Genomic DNA, 14514 nt, shown 5'->3' with positions numbered 1-14514 from the left:
AGTTAAAGTTTTTTGATTAATTTATTTTGAGTAACGCTAAATTGAAAGTCTAGTCGTTTTACACCACCATAAGTCATATCATTGTTTACTTCTTGGGCATAATTGTAATGCCTTAATAAGGCTTCGTGTCCTTTTCTATTTAACGTGAGTTGATTTTCGGATTTTTCAAAAAAGATAGACAATTTATTAATAAGACGTTTTAATTGGGTGTCTCCATAACCATAATAACCTTGGTAGTTTAGACTATAACCTAGTAAATGATGTTCAGATTTTATATCGTTATCTCTTACGAGTCTAAGAATATTATCTTCTAAAACATTTAAGCCACTTTGCTGGTGTGGAAAACGTTTTAGATGTGCTTTTAAGCAATTGCTCATATACTTAAAACTAGAATTTGTAACAATATAAGGTTTTAAGATATTGTGATCTTTACCACAGTACGTTCTCCATAATGCAATGGCTAAGTCAATGTCATCCTGTGTTAGTAGTACTTTGTTTTCGTAATGCGTTTTTAGTTGTTCTGGATTTAATTCGGCTAGAGCTTTTAAACTTTTTTCGCCTTTAACTCGTCCACTACAAATAAGATATAGTGGTTTTTTTATGTTTTTTTGGTGGAGTAAATTAATAACACCTAATAGGTTGATATGGCAAAATAAATCATACTCAAACCATAGGTTTATTTCAGTATATGCTTCAGTATTATCTAATTTAGAGAGTTCTTTTTGAAGTTCTTTAGAATCTACCTCAATGTCATAATATTCTTTTAAAAACTCAGAACGAAGATTAAAAAAATCTTCAGAATCTATTTTTGGAATTGTAGGACCTTCGCATAACATTTCTTGCCATGTAAGAATATCTTCTGTAAAGTCCAATTCTCTTAAATAGTCGGTAAGACTATTGCCATTAGTAATATGTAGACAATTTGTAGCCATAAAATTTAACCTCCAACACGTTTTACATTAAATCCTTTAGCTTTTAGCATAGCCATTATTTTATCTCGGTAATCTCCTTGAATTATAATTTTATCATCCTTAAAACTACCACCAACACTAAGTTTGGTTTTTAATTCTTTGGCCAATGCTTTAAAGTCTTCGGTAGCTCCAGTATAGCCTTCTAGAATGGTTATAGGTTTCCCTTTTCGCTTTTCGTATTTGCAAAGTATGGGATCGTCTTGTAGCCATATATTAGTCTTAGAATCTTCTGAGTTTTCAGTTGGTTCTGGTGTATGGTCTGGGAAGAGGTTTTTTAATTGATCTTGTAAATCCATTTGTTCAGTCTTCAGTGCTTAGTCTTCAGTTTTCAATAGTTGCTTGTAAACTGAAGGCTGTATACTACAACTACTTTTTAATAAGTCCAAGCTCAATTAAACGTTCGTTTAAGAATTCGCCAGCTGTAATGTCTTCAAACTGTTTAGGATTATCTTCGTCTATACAGCTTTCTAGGACATTTAATTTCATTTCGCTTACAGGATGCATAAAAAATGGCATAGAGTAGCGTGATGTTCCCCAAAGTTCTCTTGGAGGATTTATAACACGGTGAATTGTAGATTTCAATTTATTATTAGAATGTCTAGATAGCATATCACCAACATTTATCATAAGTTCGTCTGGTTCTGCAATAGCGTCAATCCATTCACCATCATGACGTTGGACTTGTAAACCACGACCTTGTGCACCCATTAACAACGTAATAAGGTTAATATCTCCATGAGCTGCTGCTCTTACTGCATTTTTAGGTTCTTCTGTAATTGGAGGATAATGAATTGGTCGTAAAATTGAATTCCCATTATGAATATATTTATCAAAATATGTTTCTTCTAAATCGAGGTATAAGGCTAAAGCTCTTAATACATATTTAGCTGTTTTCTCTAACATTTGATAGGTTTGTTTTCCTACTTTATTAAAATCAGCTAATTCTTTTACAATCACATTTTCAGGATATTCTTTTCGGCGTTCTTCATCGTCTTCAACATATTGCCCAAAATGCCAGAATTCTTTTAAATCTCCTTCTTTTTTTCCTTTAGCACTTTCTTTACCAAAAGAAACATAACCACGTTGACCACCAATACCTGGAATTTCATAACTTTTTTTAACCTCTAAAGGTAGATTGAAAAAGTTTTTGACTTCTTCATATAAATTATCGACTAAAGTATCGTCTAAAAAATGTCCTTTTAAAGCTACAAAACCGATGTCTTCATAAGCTTTTCCTATTTCGTCTATAAACTTTTGTTTACGTTTAGGATCATTAGAAATGAAATCCTTTAAATCTACGCTAGGTATTCTGTCCATTAGATTATTGTTTAAATTTTTGTGAATATACAAAGTTAACAATAATAGTGTTAAAAATTAGATCGAATTTATTGACAATTTCGAGTCTTATATGGTTTATTGTAGCAAATTTATTTACATTTGAAACATTAGATAAATGACATTTTATGCCAACGATCACAAAAAGTAATATAGCCTACGACAAAAGAAATTTAAGTGATAAAGCCCTACTAAAGCTTTATTACAATATGCTAAAGCCACGATTAATAGAAGAGAAAATGCTCATTCTGTTGCGCCAAGGTAAAATTTCAAAATGGTTTTCGGGAATAGGACAAGAAGCTATTTCAGTAGGTGTAACTATGGCCTTAAAGCCTAACGAGTATATCCTTCCTATGCACAGAAATCTTGGGGTTTTTACAACACGTGAGATTCCGCTACATCGTTTATTTTGCCAATGGCAAGGTAAAGCAAGTGGTTTTACTAAAGGTAGAGATCGTTCGTTTCACTTTGGGACGCAAGAATACAATATTGTAGGAATGATTTCTCATTTGGGACCACAATTAGGTGTTGCAGATGGTATAGCCTTAGCGAATTTATTAAAGAATAATGGCAATGTAACAGCCGTTTTTTCAGGTGAAGGAGGAACAAGTGAAGGAGATTTTCATGAAGCTCTAAATGTTGCTTCTGTTTGGCAATTACCTGTAATTTTCTGTATTGAAAATAATGGTTACGGACTTTCTACGCCTACGAGTGAGCAATATAATTGTAAACACTTAGCCGATAGAGGTAAGGGGTATGGTATTGAGTCCTTTATTTTAGATGGAAATAATATTATAGAAACCTATACTAAGGTACAGAAATTAGCCGAAAGCATAAGAAAAAGACCGCGTCCAATATTAATAGAGTTTAAAACTTTTAGAAGAAGAGGGCACGAAGAAGCAAGTGGAACAAAATATGTGCCTCAAGAATTGATGGACGAATGGGAAGCCAAAGATCCTATAGAAAATTTTAGAAGCTTTTTGTTTAGTAAAAAGATTCTGAGTCAATCTATAGATGAATCCTATATCACTAAAATTAAATCTGAAATTGATTCTGCTTTAACATCAGCCTATGCAGAGCCTAAAATAATTCCAAGTGAAACAGCTGAGTTAAATGATGTTTATAAATCATTTGATTATAAAGAGGTTAGACCTAATAATGAAACAAAAGAATTACGTTTAATTGATGCCATTTCTGAAGGCTTAAAACAATCCATGCAAAAGCATCAAGATCTTGTAATTATGGGACAAGATATTGCAGAATATGGTGGTGTTTTTAAAATCACAGAAGGTTTTGTAGAAGAGTTTGGAAAAGATAGAGTTAGAAATACACCTATTTGTGAATCTGCTATTGTTGAAACTGCTATGGGGTTATCTATATCAGGCATAAAATCTGTAGTAGAAATGCAATTTGCAGATTTTGTAACCTCTGGATTTAACCCCGTTGTTAATTATTTAGCTAAATCACATTACAGATGGCAACAAGAAGCTGATGTCGTGGTAAGAATGCCTTGTGGAGCAGGAGTTGCTGCAGGTCCATTCCATTCGCAAACCAACGAAGCTTGGTTTACTAAAACACCTGGATTAAAGGTGGTTTATCCAGCGTTTCCTTATGATGCTAAAGGTTTATTAGCTACAGCAATTAATGATCCTAACCCTGTATTGTTTTTTGAGCACAAAGCGTTATACAGAAGCATTAAACAAGAAGTACCAACGGATTATTTTACCATCCCATTTGGTAAAGCAGCGTTTTTAAAAGAAGGCGAGGCAGTTACAATAATTACCTATGGTGCAGGTGTGCATTGGGCTTTAGAAACGCTAGAGAATAATCCAGATATTTCAGCAGATCTCATAGATTTAAGAACTTTGCAACCTTTGGATAAGGAAGCAATTATAAATTCCGTTAAAAAGACAGGACGCGCTATTATTCTCCAAGAAGATTCACTTTTTGGTGGTATTGCTAGTGATCTTTCTGCTATGCTTATGGAAACTTGTTTTCAGTATTTAGATGCACCTGTAAAACGTGTGGCGAGTATGGAAACTCCGATTCCTTTTATTGGGCAGTTAGAAGATCAGTATTTGGCCAAAGGGAAGTTTGAAGGTGCTTTAAGGGCTCTTCTTAGCTATTAGATACGTAGTTTAGTGCATGTATATGAAATACTTGTAATTTAGGCTTAAAAGAAACTTAAAATGAAGCACATATTTTTAGTATTAGCAGCATTAATTTCTTTACAGCTTAAAGCTCAAGATACTATTTCTACGGATCAATTAATTCACAAAGAGAAAATAGGTGTACATAACCGAAATTTTAAACTTGGTGGATTTTATTTTAGTAAAAGTTCTAGCGTAAATGCTGCGAATGATTCGGTTAATTTTATTCGTCCAATGATATTCTTTAAAGACGGAACTATTAAGCAGTTTGATTATATTGGCAATTCATCTATTACTTTAAAAAAAAGAGGAAAAGGTCAAAAATGTGTTCTTAAGCCTAAGGAAGATTTTGAGACGATTATTACCTTTTTTGAATGCTATGCTGAAGTTGTCCAATTAAAAGAAATTTACAGTGTGTATTCTATAGAAGGAGATGAGTTAAGAATTCAAGCTTTAGGAACTGATTTTTTTACGGAAACTAGAGGTCGTGTTCTTAACGATAGTACATTTGTAATTACCAAAAGTATCAACTATGGGACTAAAAAAGTAGTAGATAAAAATTACACGTATCAGTTTCGTGCTTCAAAAAAGCCAGACTCAACAAAATTTAAACCTTCCTCTGTAATACAACAGTATTATCTTAAGCAGAGTAATGATTAAAATATTCTAAAATAAAAAAGTCAATTTCTTTTTTTTCTGAAACTGACTTTTTTTGATTGATTTGATTTTGATTGATTTGCGCTTTATTATGCTTTAATGGTTTTTAAGTCATCATCTAAACTATTAGAAGTATTGACAATTTTTGATAAAACTCTCATAATTATTGGTTTTTGATTGGTTGATTTATTGATTGATGAATAAGGTTATTATCTATAACGTCTTTTAAGATTCCAAGTGTAACTTTTAGTTTCTGTAGACGTACTTGATAATTGATTGTTGTTTAAAGTTCTCATGATTTATGTATTTTTAATTGGTTATACTAATAAGACGATGAAATATTATTTTTGTTACAGTACTTTGTATAACATAGTACGATTTAACAAATTTTAACAATAATCGAGTAGCTTTATTACTATGAAAACACACTACTATTTAATAATACTATTAGTTATTAATGTTTATAATTGTAAACATAGCGTAGAAAGTGATTGTACTTTAAAACAACTAAAAGTAACGGCTACAGCTTATAATTCTTTAAGTTACCAAACCAATTCCAATCCTACAATTACGGCTTTTGGTGATAGTTTAAAACCAGGATTACGATATATAGCTGTATCTCGTGACTTATTAGATTCTGGATTAGTACACAACACTAAAGTGAAAATTCAAGGTTTCGATAGCTTATTTACAGTCAAAGACAAGATGAATCGTCGTTGGAGAAAACGTATCGATATTTATATGGGTAATGATGTAAAAAAGGCAAAAAAATGGGGCAAGAAAAAGCTTAAGATTGAATACTGTATAGAAACCAATGATTCATTATCTAAAGAGAACGTTTAACCATAATTTCAGAAACGATAAAAGGATAAGCTTTCTTAACTATTTTTAATTCGTCCTTTGATAATTGATCAGGTGTTTTATTAAATGTTTTTTTTGCGTAGCGTTCTCGTAAATCGTAATATGCTTTTGTAATTTCATCTTGTACAGAAATAAACAAATCATACTTAGTAAGAGCATCATGACTTAAAGAAATGACAGCTTTTTTTGGATGATCCGAAGATTCTAAATTTTGTTCACCTTCACAGTAATGGCAAGTATCACTGCCATTATTATCAATAAAAGTTTCAACGAGTTCTTTAATTTCAGTAAGTTCTACAATGTTGTCTTCAACCATAATTTGTTGCTTTTCATTCATGGACACTTGTAATAAGTTACGTTCAGGAATATCTGCAGTACAGTCTGGAGTATCGCAAACCCTTGGCAATTGCCTTAAAATACCTTTGTCTGCTGAAATAGTGGTAGTTACTAAAAAGAAAATTAGTAACAAAAAGGCAATGTCTGCCATAGATCCTGCATTGACCGATGCAGATTGTCTTCTAAATGATTTCATAATAAGTTATATTTAAATGTTAATGAAATGTGAAATACAATAACAATACCAATCTTGTTAAATCTTGTTAACAATTCATTATAGAACCCTAACAATGTGCTATTTTTGCGAAATTAACCAAGTACTAAAATTACTTTATGTCGTCAGAAACCGAAACTATTCAACAAAATGCAACTGAGAAAAGCCTCTATGATTACCAAATCAAAGACCTTAATCGCATTTTTGATGTGATGGAAGAGGAATCGGATGATTTTAATCTCTTATATCAATTACCAACTGGAGGTGGGAAAACAGTTATTTTTTCAGAAATAGTAAGACGATATGTAGAGCAGCACAATAAAAAAGTCGTTATTCTTACCCACAGAATTGAGCTATGCAAGCAAACTTCTAATGTGTTATCTGGTTTTAATGTTAAAAATAAAGTAATTAACAGCAAAGTTAAAACACTGCCAGATCAAGACGATTTTCAGTGTTTTGTTGCAATGGTAGAAACCTTAAATAACCGTTTGTCTGACAATGATTTTGAGCTTAAAAATATAGGTTTAGTAATTATTGATGAAGCACATTATAACTCTTTTAGAAAGTTATTTAAATTTTTTGAAAACTGTTTTATTCTTGGAGTAACAGCAACACCTTTAAGTAGCAACATTAAGTTGCCAATGAAGGATAATTATAAAAAACTTATTGTTGGAGATGATATCTCTACGTTAATAAAAAATGGTTTCCTTGCCAAAGCCGAAGTTTCTAATTACGATGTTGGGTTAACATCTTTAAAAATAGGAATTAATGGTGATTATACTGTAAAATCTTCTGAAGCATTATATACCAACAGTTTAATGCAATCTAAATTGTTGTTGGCGTATGAAGAAATGGCAAAAGGTAAAAAAACACTAATTTTTAACAACGGTATTTATACCTCTAAAGAAGTCTATTACACGTTTAAAAAAGCAGGTTATAATGTTAGGCATTTAGATAATACGGCAAGTAAGCAAGAACGTAAAGACATCTTAAAATGGTTTAAAAATACACCAGATGCTGTTTTATCTTCGGTAAGTATATTAACCACGGGTTTTGATGAGCCTTCTGTAGAATCTATTATTTTAAATAGAGCCACACGTTCCTTAACCTTATACTTTCAAATGATTGGTCGTGGTAGCCGAATTTATAAAGACAGAAAATCGTTTCAGGTTATAGATTTAGGTAATAATGTCGCGAGGTTTGGAGCTTGGGATCAGCCCGTAGATTGGCAACATATTTTTAAACATCCAGACTTTTATCTAGAGAATATTGTTGATGATGAATTGTTAGAGCGTGATTTTGTTTATAAGATGCCAGATTCATTAAAGGTGAAATTTAAAAAATCGTATACCTTAAATTTTGATGTTAAAGCAGAATACAAAGACGTTATTAACTCTGGTAAAAAATCCTTTACAGTTATTGAGCGTTCTATAGCGCAGCATTCACAAATTTGTATAGATAATAGTGAAGATGTTTTTGATGCAAGAGAGCTAACTAAAGATCTTCAAGATGAAATCGCTTTTAGGATAAAACAGTATTGTTATTGTATAATGAATAGTACTCAAAATTATAAAGACTGGCTCTTTGAAGAATACAATAGAAAGTTAAGAATAAGCTTTAATGGCAAGTTTTAACGTTTTTTTGTAAAGATTTCTATTTTTATGCGTTTATTTTGAAGAATAGGTATGATTATTGTGATTAAATAATAAGAAAAATTAAAACGAATTTTAGATAGTGAAACCCATTAAATTCATAGCGTTTATGTTCTGTATACTTTGCAGTACAATGGTTTTTACTCAAGTTAAAGACAAGGAGACTAAGTCTATTCCTATTCCTGCAGAAATTTCAAAAAAGAAAAAAGATTCTACATTAATTAAAGTTAAGGTTGCACCAATTCTTAAAAAGGAAGATCAAAAATCGAACGAGAGTCCTAATAATAAAGAAGAAAAATTTGTAATTAGAGAAACTAAAAAGCCTTTCTCTATGATTGAAAATGACGGTTTAAAAAGCCCAAGTGAAATTTTTGAAAAGCGTTGGAGAAAGGAAGCTATAAAAGGTGGCATTATTAGAACTATGTCTGACCAGTTTTTGGGTGAGCATAATGTAGATACAAAATTTGTAAACATTGTTTGTAGAGATCATGAATATCCTGATGGCGATCGTGTTCAGATTTTAATTAATGGCATCATAGTAAAACACAATCTTGTACTTACGGCTAATTATAGACGTGTAGAAGTTGATTTGATAGAAGGTAGAAATACTATTGATATCGTAGCTTTAAACCAAGGTGAATCTGGACCAAATACAGCCGAGTTTGTGGTTTATGATGATAAAGGTAATACGATTTCCTCTAAGGAATGGAACCTGTTAACAGGCGTAAAGGCAACTATTGTTTTTAATAATGAAAAGGTCGTTATTAAAGAAAAGAATGCTGAAGAGGAAAAGGACAAAACAGCTTCTAATAATTAAAACGCTATTTTGCGAGTCTTCTTTACTACAACTTTCCTGAAGTTATAAAGCTTTCTAACTTTATAAAAGAAGCCAAATAACGCTTAAAACATCTACTTTAAATGATAGAATTATTTTAATAAAACACCAATTATAAAAGATAATCTATTTTATATATTGATAGTGAAGTAATAAAGATGTGTTTAACAAAAAAAGCATGTAAACAACTTATATTTAGATGTGTAGTGTGCGGTGTTTAAATGTCAACTTGACATTTTTTTTAGTAAAGAGCCAACAATAATTCTGAAAAATTGACACAAAAATCAATAATTATAAGTAAATAACTATAAAAAAATAGGGTATATACATTTTGGTATTTTTTTTGTTTTATTTACACCGAAATCAATTAAGATTTCAAATTTGAAATAATGTTTAATTTAAAATTTTGTAATTATGAGCAATTTAGTTAGTGTTCCTAAAAACGGAAATTTAGCGAACAGAAATTCAAATCAAAACTTTCCAACTTTATCAAATTGGTTAGATGATATTTTTAACCGAGACTTACCATCAGTATTTACTTCAAACTTTAATACAGGAATTACTTTACCAAAAGTAAATATAAAAGAAATTGCTGATGCCTATATAGTAGACATGGCAGTTCCAGGTTTAAAAAAGTCAGATTTTCAAATCGATATTGATAATCAAGTATTGTCAATTTCTACAGAGATTAAAGAAGAAAGTGAACAGAAAGAAGCAAACTACACGCGTCGTGAATTTGGATACTCATCGTTTAAAAGAACCTTTAGTTTGCCAGAAACTGTAGATGAAGATAAAATAAAAGCAAGTTATACTGAAGGTATTTTAAGTATTCATTTACCTAAAAAAGAAGAGGCAAAGCAAAAGCCTGTTAGAACAATTAAAATTTCATAACTATATTAGTTTTTAGTTACATGTTTAAGATGAGGCTGGTTTGTAGGCCTCATCTTAAACTATTAATCAGATGATTTAAAGGTGTCTCATTTTAAAATTTAAAATAATGAAAAAGTACATTTTATTATTAATGACAGTTTTTTTATGTGTTAGTTGTAGCGGACAAGAAAACAAAGCAAAAAAAGGAGAAACAAAAGAAGCCAATAAAGCTATAGCAGAAGTACCTAAGGGATCATGGAAAGTAGATAAAGAGTTTGACGAAAACGGAAACTTAATAAGGTATGATAGTATTTATTCTTGGTCTTCTAGCAATATGTATAACGATTTGTCTCCTATGGATAGAGATAGTTTGATTGAGTCTTTTAGATCAAGATTTTTTACAAACTTCTCACAATTTGAAGATCAGGGATTTGAAGATATTTTTTCTCAAGATTCACTTTTTAGTAATCGGTTTTTTAATGATGATTTTTTTGGAAGCAGTTTTGGAAAAGATTTTATGAATATCGATAAAATAAGAGAACAAATGCTTAAAAGGCAGATGGAATTTTTAGAAAAATATCAATCAGAATTTATTAAACCTGAAGACGAAAATTAAATAGTTTTCGTCTTTTTTATTTTGGTAAACCTAATAATCAACTTATCAAATCTCGAAAGGATATTAGAAGTAGAGTGGAACCTAGCAATTACATAGATATATTGTTAGGGTTTGTTTTTTATCCATTCAACTGCACTTTTAGACATTTTTTTATAATCGTGACCTACACTTTTTATCGTGTCTATTTCCCAGTTAAATATCCAATTATTTTTATGTTTCAATTCTTTATTCGCATTAAAAAAAGTTGTTCCACGTTCCAATCTATGGGCACCTTGTTCCATAGCCAAACGTGTTGTTCTAAAAGTCCCTAAGCTAGGGTCATTATCTAATTCTCCCAATAAGATAATTAATCTTTTATGATAAGATTTTTGTAAATCAATGTCTGTTTTCTGAATACCATAAGGAAATTTAAGTTTCTCGTTTGGTAAGCTATAAAACCCAGAATTAGCTATAAATAATAAGATTGTTGCGTGTTTGTCTTTTTACTTTTAAAATGAGTGAATTTACCGTTAAAACTTTCTCATATTTTTTTCTTCTTAAATGGCAGTTAAGTACCTAATTTAGCAAATAAATCACATATAGAATATGCTGTAGGAATGTTTCTTAGTTGTTAGTAGCCAAGTAATCAGCTGTATATTGAAGTTAGTTATTTTGTTGTTTTATTTTTTCTTGCTGTTTTTTTTATGTTACGGTGAGTCATTAGTCCCATAAAAATCCCAAAAAATGAAGCATAAAATATAAATTTCCAAATATTAAAATTTTCTCCATCAGCATAGTCAAATCCTGCCATTCCTGATGCAAAAATAATTCCGCTAAATAATCCGGCTTTAATTATTGATTTAGTCTGTGTCTTCACTGCTACTGATTCTTTGTACTATTACACAATATTTTTAATTCCGTTTTAGTAAGTCTTTTTAAAACCTGTTAAGATCTGCATTAAGTAATGTAATATCCATTTAGATTTAAGTCTCTATGCTTACTTAAAAGTCCGTTTTGTTTTAACTGTTCTATTCAATAGGTTTTTATTTAAAACCTGGTATATCACAGCAAAACCAATAAATGTAAATATGATATTTAGAATATTAAGTACAATTTCAGATTTTATATAAACACCAATATGTGGTTTAATCATTAATGTTAAACCCAAGCTAAAGATGATTGAAATAATTCCAGCTAATATTTTTAAAATCATTTTCTTCATTTATGAATCCGTTATGTTTGTTAGTGTGTTGTGTGTGGTTATGTGTTTATGCAACTAATTTAGCAAATAAATCAGAGATAGAATATTTCACAAGAATATTTGTAAGTAGGCTAGACCTAGTAATTGATTATGCACGTTGTTGCCATTAATTATTTCTTTCGATTAGTTCCTTTAAAAAATCATTGTAAATATTAGTGCAGGTTTCGTCTTTAAACTTCAATTTATTACTTCCTAAAGTTAAATAATAATAGGTTGCTGGCATACACCTTTTAGATGCATCGTTTAAGAGTCTTAATTTCTTTTCGAAAATTATAAGTTTGTCAAGGTCATTTTTACTAAGCTTAATTACGTTCTTTTCTTTAATTTTTTTTCCACTTCCATTCCATTTTTTTACAATCTTATATTTCAGAATTGTATTATTTTCCCTAGGAATAATTTGAAGTTTAGTATTTGCATTAATACCACAGCTACCACTTGAAAATTCTAAATTCCATTTTTTATTTTCTAAGAGGCTAGTTTCTATAAAAGTTTTCACCTCATAATCTTTCATTTTGTCGACAAGTAGATATATTTTTTGTTTTTTGGAAGTTATGATATAAGTTGTATCTAATGTTTGATTAAATATGTTTTGATATTCAATTTTGACTTTATTTTCAAATGTTTCAAACTTACAAGGAACAGGGAAAAACATTTTGGGATCAATTGCTATTGTTTTATGTTTTGTTAAAATTTTAAAATTAATTTCAGAGATATGGGTAATAGAGCTTTTTTTACTGTTATGGTCTAGTGCAATCAATTCAAGAGTATTTTGACTAACAATTGTATTGATGAAAGCAAATAAAAATAAAGTTGTCAGTCGGATGTTTTTCATAATTAATGGTAACGTGTTTGTATCTGGTTTGCTTTACCTGTTCAAAGTGCTCGAATGTTACGTGGTTAGACATTAAAGTTAGCAAATAAAACTGAATAGTCATGAGCCTAGTGAACTGGGCGTAGCAAAAAATATCCGAGGGCTTTAGTAAGTAGGTTAGAACGTTACCACACGTTATTATTTGGATGCTGATTCTTTTATTAAATTTATACAATCAATATAAGTTTTCTCAAAAGCGACTTTATTCTCTGGTCTATATTCAGTTAATCTTTGGTAAATTTCTTTTCTTACGTCTGTACATTTGGTCAAATAAAAATCATTTCCTCTACTATTTTTATCAAATCTCTCCATCATAATGGCCTGCAATGGATAAACAATCATATGGTCAACTTTATCTGTAATTTTAATGTCATTACAATCTTTACAAATGGAATTGTATTGACTTAATTTTCCTATATGTTTATCAAGTAATTTATTTGTAACAAGATGCGAAATTTCGTGATATAAAACTCCTCTTGTTGAATTATCTAATTCCATAATTTCATTAGAAGAATTCGGTTCAGTATATAATTCGCAATAATTTGCTAAAATAATTGCTCGTTTTTTTGCATTGTAATTGTCGTAGAAATCTATTGCTTTATTATTAGCACTATTTGTTAATTCCACAAATACAATCAGTTCCAGGTCTTTTTCATTTATTTGATAAAAAGACATCACTTTATCGAATAATTTTTCGTCTGCAACTTGCTTTTCTATTTGTGAAATAGCCTGATTATAATAATTACTATTGCTTTTATAGAATTTATTGAAATTTGATTTTTTATAAAAATCTACCATTAAGGGTTTTACAGAATCAAGTATTCTTGTGTTTAATCCATAATATTTTAATTCTTTCGTATAAGTGCTGTCAAATTCAAATGTTTGTAAGTCCTTAAACATAAGTCCAATAGTTGAGAAATCAATTCCAATGTTTTCATCCTCGTAAACCCAATTTATTAATGGATGGTTTTTATATTGAAGAAATTGATCATTAACACGTTTTAAATACTCTGTTTGGCATGGTCTCGTATTTTCAGGGACTATATCTTGAACTGCAATATTGAAAATAGTTCTAAAAAATTCAGTTCGTTCATCAATTTTAAAAACGACCTTATCTTCGTTTTCAATTTTCGTTTCTAAATTATCAGTCGTTTTTTTTTCTTTGCAAGCTAAAACTATAATTATAAGAAATAAGCTGGTCAGGAAATTAATTTTTTTCATTGTCTATTTTGATATAATAGATTGTGTTTTTTGGAGGTTGTTACAGTTTAGGTCTAATATGTGGAAACGTGTTTGTATCTGGTTTGCTTTACCTGTTCATAACGCTCGAATGTTGGGTGGTAAGCATTAAAGTTAGCAAATAAAACCTAATAGTCACGAGCGTAGCAAAAATCTGCGGGGATTTTAGTAAGTAGGTTAGTACAAGCAATAAATTATACACGTCTTAAGTTTGTAATTCATTAAATTTAATTAATAATCAGAAAGAACAAAAGAGAGCATTAAGGTTACTATACACGGTGAAGCATTAGACATCTGCAACATTGCTAATCCTCTCTCTTTTACTACTTAAACTTCGTTCAGTTCTGTGAGACCTAGATTTGGTTTTTAAGTTGTTGAAATATGAGCAGCGATGTTCTTTCCAAATTTCAAGTTGTTATGACTAAAGATAGAAAAATTTACGGTATTCTTGTGTTTTTAGCAGCGTTTTCGGCCTATAAATATAACCGAGGCTGCAAAGCCTTATATGATAGAATTGTAGCTAAAGGAAAGCGTGCAAAATTAGCATTAATAGCGGTAGCGAATAAGTTGCTAAAACAGGCCTTTGCTATTGCAAAAAGCGGATTACCTTATGATGAAAACTATGTTTCAAAATTAGCTTAAAGTTGCTTGTTTTTTAACTCAGTTC

General features: G+C 30.2%; 16 protein-coding genes and 1 pseudogene. 8 read left to right on the top strand and 9 right to left on the bottom strand.

Annotated features, from left to right (window positions below; translation table 11 throughout):
- Positions 1–2 precede the first annotated feature (2 nt).
- The 3 genes from ABD730_RS02690 to ABD730_RS02680 all read right to left on the bottom strand — a co-directional run bounded on the left by ABD730_RS02690 (position 3) and on the right by ABD730_RS02680 (position 2288).
- Complete coding sequence (locus tag ABD730_RS02690; protein ID WP_344712369.1) at positions 3–932, bottom strand: DUF1835 domain-containing protein; 930 nt, start codon at positions 930–932, stop codon at positions 3–5.
- A gap of 5 nt (positions 933–937) precedes the next feature.
- Positions 938–1267, bottom strand: coding sequence for a translation initiation factor (locus tag ABD730_RS02685; protein WP_215924766.1), 330 nt, complete (start codon positions 1265–1267; stop codon positions 938–940).
- Between the two features lie 70 nt (positions 1268–1337).
- Positions 1338–2288 (bottom strand): isopenicillin N synthase family dioxygenase, encoded by a 951-nt coding sequence (locus ABD730_RS02680; protein WP_215924765.1) that lies wholly within the window; start codon positions 2286–2288, stop codon positions 1338–1340.
- 146 nt (positions 2289–2434) lie between these two features.
- On the opposite strand from ABD730_RS02680, the gene ABD730_RS02675 reads away from it, so the two are divergent.
- The 3 genes from ABD730_RS02675 to ABD730_RS02665 all read left to right on the top strand — a co-directional run bounded on the left by ABD730_RS02675 (position 2435) and on the right by ABD730_RS02665 (position 5956).
- Positions 2435–4435 carry an alpha-ketoacid dehydrogenase subunit alpha/beta gene (locus tag ABD730_RS02675; protein ID WP_344712366.1) on the top strand — a complete coding sequence of 667 codons (2001 nt, stop codon included), beginning with the start codon at positions 2435–2437 and terminating at the stop codon, positions 4433–4435.
- Between the two features lie 60 nt (positions 4436–4495).
- Complete coding sequence (locus ABD730_RS02670) at positions 4496–5116, top strand: hypothetical protein (protein ID WP_344712364.1); 621 nt, start codon at positions 4496–4498, stop codon at positions 5114–5116.
- A gap of 414 nt (positions 5117–5530) precedes the next feature.
- Entirely contained in the window at positions 5531–5956 is a 426-nt protein-coding gene (locus tag ABD730_RS02665; protein ID WP_215924762.1) for a 3D domain-containing protein, read from the top strand.
- Here ABD730_RS02665 and ABD730_RS02660 read toward each other — a convergent pair.
- A complete protein-coding gene (locus ABD730_RS02660) occupies positions 5940–6506 on the bottom strand; it encodes an ExbD/TolR family protein (RefSeq protein ID WP_344712362.1) in 567 nt (188 codons plus the stop codon). The two genes, ABD730_RS02665 and ABD730_RS02660, sit on opposite strands and share 17 nt — an antisense overlap.
- 137 nt (positions 6507–6643) lie before the next feature.
- On the opposite strand from ABD730_RS02660, the gene ABD730_RS02655 reads away from it, so the two are divergent.
- The 4 genes from ABD730_RS02655 to ABD730_RS02640 all read left to right on the top strand — a co-directional run bounded on the left by ABD730_RS02655 (position 6644) and on the right by ABD730_RS02640 (position 10497).
- Positions 6644–8158, top strand: a complete 1515-nt coding sequence (locus ABD730_RS02655) for a DEAD/DEAH box helicase (protein ID WP_334469855.1) — start codon at positions 6644–6646, stop codon at positions 8156–8158.
- 151 nt (positions 8159–8309) lie between these two features.
- Entirely contained in the window at positions 8310–8993 is a 684-nt protein-coding gene (locus tag ABD730_RS02650) for a hypothetical protein (RefSeq protein ID WP_344712359.1), read from the top strand.
- Between the two features lie 432 nt (positions 8994–9425).
- Positions 9426–9902: an Hsp20/alpha crystallin family protein gene (locus ABD730_RS02645; protein WP_334469860.1), complete on the top strand. Its 477-nt coding sequence runs from the start codon at positions 9426–9428 to the stop codon at positions 9900–9902.
- A gap of 106 nt (positions 9903–10008) precedes the next feature.
- Positions 10009–10497 carry a hypothetical protein gene (locus ABD730_RS02640; protein WP_344712357.1) on the top strand — a complete coding sequence of 163 codons (489 nt, stop codon included), beginning with the start codon at positions 10009–10011 and terminating at the stop codon, positions 10495–10497.
- A 104-nt stretch (positions 10498–10601) separates the two neighbouring features.
- Here ABD730_RS02640 and ABD730_RS02635 read toward each other — a convergent pair whose 3' ends face one another.
- The 5 genes from ABD730_RS02635 to ABD730_RS02615 all read right to left on the bottom strand — a co-directional run bounded on the left by ABD730_RS02635 (position 10602) and on the right by ABD730_RS02615 (position 13829).
- Positions 10602–10835, bottom strand: coding sequence for a hypothetical protein (locus ABD730_RS02635; RefSeq protein WP_334469864.1), 234 nt, complete (start codon positions 10833–10835; stop codon positions 10602–10604).
- A gap of 308 nt (positions 10836–11143) precedes the next feature.
- Positions 11144–11353, bottom strand: coding sequence for a hypothetical protein (locus ABD730_RS02630; RefSeq protein ID WP_334469866.1), 210 nt, complete (start codon positions 11351–11353; stop codon positions 11144–11146).
- 120 nt (positions 11354–11473) lie between these two features.
- Positions 11474–11698, bottom strand: a complete 225-nt coding sequence (locus tag ABD730_RS02625; RefSeq protein WP_334469868.1) for a hypothetical protein — start codon at positions 11696–11698, stop codon at positions 11474–11476.
- A 145-nt stretch (positions 11699–11843) separates the two neighbouring features.
- Entirely contained in the window at positions 11844–12569 is a 726-nt protein-coding gene (locus ABD730_RS02620; RefSeq protein ID WP_334469870.1) for a hypothetical protein, read from the bottom strand.
- A 177-nt stretch (positions 12570–12746) separates the two neighbouring features.
- Positions 12747–13829: a DUF4932 domain-containing protein gene (locus ABD730_RS02615; protein WP_344712352.1), complete on the bottom strand. Its 1083-nt coding sequence runs from the start codon at positions 13827–13829 to the stop codon at positions 12747–12749.
- Between the two features lie 471 nt (positions 13830–14300).
- Here ABD730_RS02615 and ABD730_RS02610 point away from each other — a divergent pair.
- Positions 14301–14489, top strand: a pseudogene (locus tag ABD730_RS02610) (IS110 family transposase); the annotation flags it as partial.
- Positions 14490–14514 lie beyond the last annotated feature (25 nt).

This window comes from Winogradskyella damuponensis (genome assembly GCF_039538385.1).
Lineage (GTDB): Bacteria > Bacteroidota > Bacteroidia > Flavobacteriales > Flavobacteriaceae > Winogradskyella > Winogradskyella damuponensis.
Note: the sequence above shows the minus strand (reverse complement) of the source record. Positions and strands in the feature narration are given on the sequence as shown.